The organism is Streptomyces sp. TRM68367 (genome assembly GCF_014495685.1).
GTDB lineage: Bacteria > Actinomycetota > Actinomycetes > Streptomycetales > Streptomycetaceae > Streptomyces.
In genome coordinates, this window is the sequence record NZ_JACTVI010000183.1 from 1 (window position 1) to 7,352 (window position 7,352).

Below are 7,352 nucleotides of genomic sequence, written 5' to 3' on the forward strand. Positions count from 1 at the left end.
GACCCCAGCGACCTCGCCAGCTACGTCATGCACGCGACATCCCAGGCCGCCGAGCACGACACGCCCCACTAATTCATCGACAGGCCCACCATGGGACACGTCGACCACGGCAAGACGACGTTGACCGCCGCCATCACCAAGGTCCTCGCCGACCGCGGAAGCGGGGCGTTCGTCCCGTTCGACCGCATCGACCGGGCGCCGGAGGAGGCGGCGCGCGGCATCACCATCAACATCGCGCACGTCGAGTACGAGACCGACACCCGGCACTACGCGCACGTCGACATGCCCGGCCATGCCGACTACGTCAAGAACATGGTCACCGGCGCCGCGCAGCTCGACGGGGCGATTCTCGTCGTCTCCGCGCTCGACGGGATCATGCCGCAGACCGCCGAGCACGTCCTGCTCGCCCGGCAGGTGGGCGTCGACCACATCGTCGTCGCCCTGAACAAGGCCGACGCGGGCGACGAGGAACTGACGGACCTGGTCGAGCTGGAGGTCCGCGACCTGCTCACCGCGCACGGCTACGGCGGCGACGCGGTGCCCGTCGTACGGGTCTCCGGGCTGCGGGCGCTGGAGGGCGACCCGCGCTGGACGGCGTCCGTCGAGGCGCTGCTCGACGCGGTGGACACGTACGTGCCGATGCCGGAGCGGTATCTGGACGCGCCGTTCCTGTTGCCGGTGGAGAACGTGCTCACGATCACCGGCCGGGGGACGGTGGTCACCGGTGCGGTGGAGCGAGGCGTGGTCCGGGTCGGTGACCGGGTCGAAGTGCTCGGGGCCGGGTTGGAGACGGTCGTCACCGGTCTGGAGACCTTCGGGAAGCCCATGGAGGAGGCGCAGGCCGGGGACAACGTGGCTGTGCTGCTGCGCGGGGTGCCGCGGGATGCCGTGCGGCGCGGGCATGTGGTGGCGGTGCCGGGGAGTGTGGTGCCCCGGCGGCGGTTCACGGCGCAGGTGTATGTGCTGTCGGCGCGGGAGGGGGGTCGTACGACGCCGGTGTCGACCGGGTACCGGCCGCAGTTCTACATCCGTACGGCGGATGTCGTCGGGGACGTCGATCTCGGTGAGGTTGCGGTTGCGCGGCCGGGGGAGACGGTGGCGATGAGCGTGGAGCTGGGGAGGGAGGTGCCGTTGGAGCCGGGGCTCGGGTTTGCCATTCGTGAGGGTCGGCGGACCGTGGGGGCGGGGACTGTGAGCGCCGTGGAGTGAGAGGTCGTGGGGAGCTACGGGACCGTCGTGGCTGGTCGCGCCCACGCGGAGGAGCCGCATATCGATACAGTCGCGCGCCCCTTTGGGGCGCGCTGCAGCCAGGCACAATGAGGAGGTGAACGAGTCCATGCCCGTGAGTCGCGACGTCGATTACGGCGCTGCCAAGCTGATGCCCGACGTCGATCGGAAGCGGGCGTGGTTGTTGACGGTCGACGGGGCGCCGCAGTCGTATGTCGATCTGGATGAGCCGACGTATCTGGAGTTCGAGTACGCGCGGCGGCTCGGGCATGTGCTGGACACCCTGGCGGAGCCGGGGCGGGCGCTTGATGTGGTGCATCTCGGGGGCGGGGCACTCACGCTGCCGCGGTATGTGGCGGCGACCCGGCCCGGTTCCCGGCAGGACGTGGTGGAGGCGGACCGCGGGCTGCTGGAGATGGTCGTCGAGCACCTGCCGCTGCCGGACGGTTCCGGCATCGCGCTGCACACGGCGGACGCGCGGGCCTGGCTGGCGGGTGCCCCCGCGGACTCGGCGGACGTGTTGGTCGCCGACGTCTTCGGCGGCTCGCGCGTCCCGGCGCACCTGACGTCCGTGACGTACGCCCGCGAGGCGGAGCGGGTGCTGCGCGCGCACGGGGTCTGTCTGGCGAATCTGCCCGACGCCGCGCCGTTCGCGTTCCTGCGCTCCCAACTCGCCACCTTCGCCACGGTGTTCGAGGAGCTGGCGCTGATCGCCGAGCCGGCCGTGCTGCGCGGCCGGCGCTTCGGCAACGCGGTGCTCGTCGCCGCGCACCGCCCCGTCGACACGGCCGCCCTGGCCCGGCTCACCGCCGCCGACGTCTTCCCGGCGCGGGTCGAACACGGCCCCGCGCTACGGGACTTCATCGGCGGCGCGCGCCCGGTCCGGGACGCGGACGCCGTACCGTCGCCCGAGCCCCCCGGCGGGGCGTTCGGCATCGGCTGACCGGGGCCGGAGTGCCGGACCCGGCCCCGCGCGCCTGCGCTACGACTCGGTGGGCGGTTCCTTGGTGAGGCGTACGGTGCTCAGGATCTTCTGCACGGTTGCCTCCGGGATCTCGCCCTTGACGCCCTTGGCGCCGTACAGGTTCCAGGTGACGAAGTCGCCCGCGGTGTTCTTGAAGGCGAAGGTGATCGCCTTGCCGTCGCTGGCGCACCTGCCCTTCTGCGGGGTGTTCTCGGAGTGCGCGATGGCGATGCTGCCCTTGATGCCGGACGTCGTGGTGTACGGCTTCGCCTTCTGGTACTTCACGCTCTTCTTGTCCGGCTGCGTGTAGCCGCCGTAGATCCACCACGGGACCCGGGTCTCGGCCGCCTCGTCCGTGTTCTTGGCGCCGCTCTCGCCGCGCGTTCCGGTGGTGGCGAGGGAGGTGTCCTCCTTCGCGGCCGTCCTTGTCGTCGTCGCTCGTGCACCACTTGGACTTGAAGTAGGCGGGAGCGGTGACGGTGGTGCGGTCCATCTTGCCGTCCTTCTCCTCCCACTCGAAGCCCACGCTCGTGCCGGTTTTCTCGATCTCCCTGTCGGCGGGCACGTCGAACATGGTGCCGAAGCGCGGGTTGACGACGACCTTCCAGCCCGGAATGGTCGCCTTCACGTCGTCGCCGCCGCGTGGGTTGTCGCCCCCGGCGGGCGGGGTCGGCCCCTCGGTCTGCGTCGCCTCGGTGGTCGCGCTCGCGGACGGCTTGCCGTCCTTGCCGCCGTCCGCCGTGTGGTCCTTGTCCCCGCCCAGCACCAGGAACCCGGTCACGCCGGCGGCCACGACCACCGCGGTGGCCGCGATGATCGCGACCAGCTTGGTCCGGCTGCCTCCCCCGCCCTGCGGCGGCTGCGGCGCGCCCATCGGAGCGGGCGTGCCCCACTGCGGCTGCTCTCCTGGCCACATGACCAGCCACCCTAGCCGCGCCGGGGACACGATTCGGTCACTGCGGCTTGACGGGGGCGTAGCAACTCGGTGCGGTTCGGGCGTGATGCCCGCCGCATGGACCGATCAGATCTGGCCAGCCGAGGCTACTCATGGGTAACATGCCGCCATGAGCGCAGACCAGATGTCCGTCGGCGAGATGCTCGCCGCCACGGTGCCCATGGCCCGGACCCTGAACCTCGAGTTCCGGGAGACCATGCCCGACAAGGCCGTGGTGGTCCTGCCGGACCAGAGCGAGTACCACAATCACGTGGGCGGGCCGCACGCCGGGGCGATGTTCACGCTCGGCGAGTCCGCGAGCGGGGCGATCGTGCTGGCCGCGTTCGGGGAGCAGCTCTCGCGCGCCGTGCCGCTCGCGGTGAGCGCCGAGATCTCCTACAAGAAGCTGGCGATGGGCCCCGTCACCGCCACCGCGACGCTGGGCCGCCCGGCCGCCGAGGTCGTCGCCGAACTGGACGCCGGCCAGCGCCCCGAGTTCCCGGTGTCCATCGCCATCCGCCGCGAGGACGGCGCCGTGACCGGCGAGATGACGGTCGTGTGGACCCTGCGCCCGGACAACTGAGCCCTTCGGGCAACTGAGCCCATCGCGCTCCGGGCCCCCGTCGAGGCGCATGCCCTGGCCGGGACCCGGTGAGCCACTACCAGGATCCGGGCCCCCGCCTCAGGCCGCGAACCGCTCGTCAGTCCGCCGCATCGCCGGTGTCGTCCTTGGCCGCGAGCGCCTGTTCCAGTTCGAAGGCGTGGTCGAAGTGGTCCTCGACGGGCCCGCTTGTGCCGGCCGGTGCCGGCGCACGCGGACGGGGGCGGGCCGAGAGAATCGTCAGAACCGGCTGTGGGTCTGGTCCTCGGGGTTGGAGATTTCGTGTACCAACTGTCCATGGGCGCACACAACTTGGCGCGGTCGCGACGGGTTTTTTCGAATGTGGGTGCGGATACCCTTGGTAACCTTTCTGAAATTCCCGCTTCTTGAACTTGGGTCGTTCGAGCTCCTTGTTTCCTGCGGTTCGTTTGTGCGAAAGTGAGCGCCCTCACAGCCGGTCAATAGATCTGACACGGCGTAGGTATGCACCAATCAGGCACCTGCTTTCCGACGGGCGTGCGTTCCGTGTGCCGTCCTGCGGCTTGGAAGGAAATGGTTCAGTGCAATCCCCTTACCCCCCACGACCTCCGTATCCGCCCCGCCCCGGAGTGAGTCCCGGGGAATCCGACGGCACTCTCCTGGCCCGGTCCGGCGACGGCGGCGACGGTGCCCGCGCCGTCGCGCTGCTGCTGGCGCGGCACTGGCGGGCGGTGTACGAGTACGCGGTCATCTGCCTGGCCGCCACTGCGGATTCGGCGCCGATGGCGGTCACCGCCGCCTTCCACCGGGAGCTCGGCCGGCCGGCCGGCGGCGCCCTGCGGCCGCGTCTGCTCCAGGCTGTGCGGGACATGGTCGGGCAGTGGGCCGACGACGACAGTATTTCCGGCGCCCTGCCGGAACTCCGCAAACCCACCGGCGCCCGCGGACTGCGCGCCGCGCGGTCCGCGACCCCCGAAAAGCGGCGGCTCGCAAAGCGCGCATTCGAGGGCCTTCCGGGGGCTTCGCAATGCCTGCTGTGGCACACCGAGGTGGAGGCCGAGCCCATATCCGTACCGGCCGGTCTGCTGGGGGTGGACGACGGCACCGCGGCGGCCGCCCTTGAGCAGGCGCGCGAGCAATTCCGGGTGGGCTGTGTGCGCGCCCACCGGGAACTCGCGCCCAGTACGGAATGCCGCTTCTACAACCGTCTCCTCGACGTTCCGATGCGCCGGGGCGGGGCACTGCTGCCGGATGTGCGGCGGCATCTGGCGGCATGCCGGTACTGCCGCCACGCCGCCGAACAACTCAGCTATTTCGAGGGCGGGCTCGAGGCCCTGCTCGCCGAGACGGTGCTCGGCTGGGGTGCCCGCCGCTACCTCGACTCACGGCCCGGCCGCGGCGGCACCGAGCCGGGCCCTCCCGGGTCCGGCATGGCCCGGCTCCGCGGCAGCGGACGCCACCGCCCCGCATCGGCCGGCCGCCTGCTCGCCCCGGCGCGGCGGCACACCAAGGCCGTGGCCCTGGGCGTCGGCCTGTCCCTCGCCCTGCTCGCGACCGTGCTCGCCGCGCGCGGCTGGTCCGACGAGCGCGGCACCGCTGCGCCTGGGGCCACCTGGGGAGCGCCCGCGAGCAACTCCGTCCGCCCGGGCGACCCGGCCGGACCGAGATCCGGCGGGGTCCCGTCGGCGGCGCCCGCGGGCAACTCCGCCGAGGTCGCGCACGGCCGGCTGCGCAACTCCGCCTCCGGCCTGTGCCTCGACGCCCGCGACGGCCGGGCTGAGGCGGGCGCGGCGGTCGTCCTCGCGGGATGCTCGTCCGCCGGGTCCCAGCAGTGGTCGTACCAGGAGGACGGCCTGCTGCGCAGCGCCGCCGATCCCACGCTCTGCCTCACCTCCGACGCCGACGCCGGGACGGTCGGCCTGGCCGGTTGCCTGGTGCACGCCGGTCACGTCCGGTACGACCTGACCGTCCGGGGTGAGCTGCTGCTGCGCGGGGGCAAGGGCCTCGTCGTCGCTCCCGGCGGCACGCAGGTGGTCGTCACGCGACGGGACGGTTCCGAGGGGCAGCGGTGGCTGCTGGAGACAGACTCCGCGAACGGCGGGGGCGGGCCGGGGAAGGGCGCGGGGGAGACCTTCGGGCAGCGGGGCGATACCTCGGGGCAGCAGGGCCGTGCAGAGGAGGCGCCGCAGGGGAGCCGCCCCCAGAAGCGCAGCGGTGACGCTCCTCTTGGGGACGAGCCGCACCGGCCGGCGCCCGAGGATCCGTCGCAGACGTACGAGAAGCGGTTCGCGCAGGTCGGCTCCGGTACCGAACCCGCAGATTCGGCCGACCCCGCCGACGCCGTCCGTACGCTCGCGGTCGGCGCCGCCGACCCCGTCGCATCGACCGTGACCGGCGCCGTCCCGGGCCTCCGCGCCGTCCTCCACTGATCAGGCACTACCGTCCACTGATCAAGGGCCACCCCACCGGGGTGGCAGATCCGGAGGGGCGCCGGCGCCGGGACGGCCTCGAAGCCGGCTTCACCGTCAACACCGGCCGGCGCACGGTGTGGGTCGGGGCGTCGTCGAAGGATCTGCGGCTGCGGACGGACGTCGTGGTGAAGCCGCCGGGCTAGGTGTTCTGTCCCGGGAGGTTGTGATCACGCTTCGGATTTTGTTCCCGGACGGCGGCTGGATCCAGTAGGGCGTTGGGTGTGACGCGTAGGCAACTCACCGGCGGCCATTGGAAGTTCATCGAGCAGACGCCGGCGTCTTCACAGCACTGCTGACAAGTCGGGAATCACGTACACCTTCGGTGAGCAGGCAGCATCGGCCTGGAAGCTCACGAAGATCACGGGCGTGCGGGGACGGAGCGAGACGCTCGCCTACAACTCCGACGGCAGCCGGCCACTGTCACCAGCGCAACCAGCAGCCGGTTGCTGCACTTCATCTGACCTCGGCGGATGGAACGTTTTCCGCGCACAAAGATGCGTCAGCTCGTCGTTGACCGGCGCACCGCGGCAGGGCCAGGGTGATGGGGACATCGGATTCCGATCACCTGTTTCCGGTCACCGAACTGCGTGCAGGAGGCCGCGATGCTCCAGACAGAAACCCGCGAGTACACCGAGCGCGAGGAAGCCCCCGAGGCGGCCGCCGCCGGCGCGACACCGACCGGCGCGCCGACCCTGCCGGTGGTCTGTCGCGAACTCTTCTTCCAGCGCTGCCTCTGGTGCGGCACTCCGGCCTACCGTCGCTCGTTCTGCCGTGCTTGCGGGTCCATGACCTTCAGCCGGGAACGCAGCGCGGGTGCTGGAGTCGTCGTTCGTCGCAACGGCCAGGCCCAGCACAACACGTGGTTCGTCGCGATGGACGAGGGCTTCAACCTGCTCTGCCAGGTCACCGGGACGGCACCGGTCGTCGTGCCGGTGGGCGCACAGGTGACTGTCGTACGGGCCGTCGCTCCCCAAGGCCAGGGCCTTCCCCTCGTCGAACTCACCCATTCGGCACCGGCTTTGCAGCAGTGGTGGTGACGGGAGTCGGCTCCGGCGGGAACAGCCGGGCGGGACGATCAGAGAGGAGGGTGCGTGAGTTTCCTGAGTCAACCTCTATGCCGCCTGGGGCGTGTCGGCGGGCGCGTTGATCTTGCTGTTGGCCTGGTGGATGGCGGGG

Annotated in this window: 6 protein-coding genes and 2 pseudogenes; 6 read left to right on the forward strand and 2 right to left on the reverse strand. The window is 71.4% G+C overall.

The features are described 5' to 3' along the window. Positions 1-90: 90 nt before the first annotated feature. On the forward strand, positions 91-1,209 hold the full coding sequence (tuf, locus tag H8R17_RS43765) for an elongation factor Tu (protein ID WP_187828738.1): 1,119 nt from the start codon (positions 91-93) through the stop codon (positions 1,207-1,209). Between the two features lie 115 nt (positions 1,210-1,324). Continuing rightward, complete coding sequence (locus H8R17_RS43770; protein ID WP_187828739.1) at positions 1,325-2,170, forward strand: spermidine synthase; 846 nt, start codon at positions 1,325-1,327, stop codon at positions 2,168-2,170. Between the two features lie 39 nt (positions 2,171-2,209). On the opposite strand, the pseudogene H8R17_RS43775 reads toward H8R17_RS43770, so the two are convergent. Then, positions 2,210-3,095, reverse strand: a pseudogene (locus H8R17_RS43775) (hypothetical protein); the annotation flags it as partial. Positions 3,096-3,270: 175 nt separating this feature from the next. Between H8R17_RS43775 and H8R17_RS43780 the strand changes: the two are divergent. Then, on the forward strand, positions 3,271-3,708 hold the full coding sequence (locus H8R17_RS43780) for a DUF4442 domain-containing protein (protein WP_187828743.1): 438 nt from the start codon (positions 3,271-3,273) through the stop codon (positions 3,706-3,708). A 136-nt stretch (positions 3,709-3,844) separates the two neighbouring features. On the opposite strand, the pseudogene H8R17_RS49680 reads toward H8R17_RS43780, so the two are convergent. Beyond that, a pseudogene (locus H8R17_RS49680) lies at positions 3,845-3,929 on the reverse strand (UTP--glucose-1-phosphate uridylyltransferase); the annotation flags it as partial. Between the two features lie 405 nt (positions 3,930-4,334). On the opposite strand from H8R17_RS49680, the gene H8R17_RS43785 reads away from it, so the two are divergent. From H8R17_RS43785 to H8R17_RS43795, 3 genes are all read left to right on the forward strand, one after another. Further along, the gene (locus H8R17_RS43785) at positions 4,335-6,134 is read left to right on the forward strand and encodes an RICIN domain-containing protein (RefSeq protein ID WP_316959733.1); all 1,800 of its coding nucleotides are present in this window, start codon (positions 4,335-4,337) and stop codon (positions 6,132-6,134) included. A 41-nt stretch (positions 6,135-6,175) separates the two neighbouring features. Continuing rightward, entirely contained in the window at positions 6,176-6,319 is a 144-nt protein-coding gene (locus tag H8R17_RS43790; protein ID WP_187828741.1) for a hypothetical protein, read from the forward strand. 459 nt (positions 6,320-6,778) lie between these two features. Then, the gene (locus tag H8R17_RS43795; protein ID WP_187828742.1) at positions 6,779-7,213 is read left to right on the forward strand and encodes a Zn-ribbon domain-containing OB-fold protein; all 435 of its coding nucleotides are present in this window, start codon (positions 6,779-6,781) and stop codon (positions 7,211-7,213) included. Positions 7,214-7,352 lie beyond the last annotated feature (139 nt).

Excerpts from the sequence above, each read along its gene's own strand:
- tuf (WP_187828738.1), top strand. The coding sequence starts at position 91 with ATGGGACACGTCGACCACGGCAAGACGACGTTGACCGCCGCCATCACC.
- H8R17_RS43780 (WP_187828743.1), top strand. The coding sequence starts at position 3,271 with ATGTCCGTCGGCGAGATGCTCGCCGCCACGGTGCCCATGGCCCGGACC.
- H8R17_RS43795 (WP_187828742.1), top strand. The coding sequence starts at position 6,779 with ATGCTCCAGACAGAAACCCGCGAGTACACCGAGCGCGAGGAAGCCCCC.